Annotated in this window: 1 protein-coding gene; it reads left to right on the top strand. The window is 71.7% G+C overall.

The window, feature by feature from the left end; all coding sequences use genetic code 11:
- The coding region (locus tag BST40_RS28500) for a hypothetical protein (RefSeq protein WP_208618959.1) at positions 1-432 on the top strand (432 nt) is incomplete at its 5' end.
- Positions 433-526 lie beyond the last annotated feature (94 nt).

The raw sequence follows: 526 nt of genomic DNA, 5'->3' as shown, positions 1-526 counted from the left end.
CGCGCCCGAGCCGAGCGCGTGGTCTACCTCCGCGCCGTCGCTGGCCTGTCGTGGTCCAAGATTCGCGACGAGCTGGGGTTCAAATCCGTGGGCGCGGCGCAGCAGGCGTACAAGGCCCACCAGCGGCGCAACCCGCCACCGTCCGCCGAGGCGGTGTTCGCCGAGCTGCTGGAGCGCAACCGCTTCCGGTCGTCCCAGGGCACCGTCGCCCTGGCCCGCGCCCAGGCGGCGGGCGACCATGCCTCCGTGGCTTCCCTGCTCCGCGCGCTGGCCTCCAACGACGCCGAGCTGGCCCGCTGGTTCGCCATCGGCTCGGACACCCTGAACGTCAACCTCAACACCACCGCGTCGGACATCATCGCCGACGCCCGGCGGCGGCTGCTCGAAGTGGTCGATGCCGAGGTGGTCGAGCAGAAGGAGATCGAACGATGACCAACCTGACCAAGCACGACGCCATCAACGGCGCGATGAGCCTGGCCGACGACGTGGCCCAGGGCCGGGTGGACCCGGCGGCGCTGGAGGCCCA

Origin of the sequence: Mycobacterium persicum, from assembly GCF_002086675.1 — a bacterium.
Lineage (GTDB): Bacteria > Actinomycetota > Actinomycetes > Mycobacteriales > Mycobacteriaceae > Mycobacterium > Mycobacterium persicum.
Note: the sequence above shows the minus strand (reverse complement) of the source record. Positions and strands in the feature narration are given on the sequence as shown.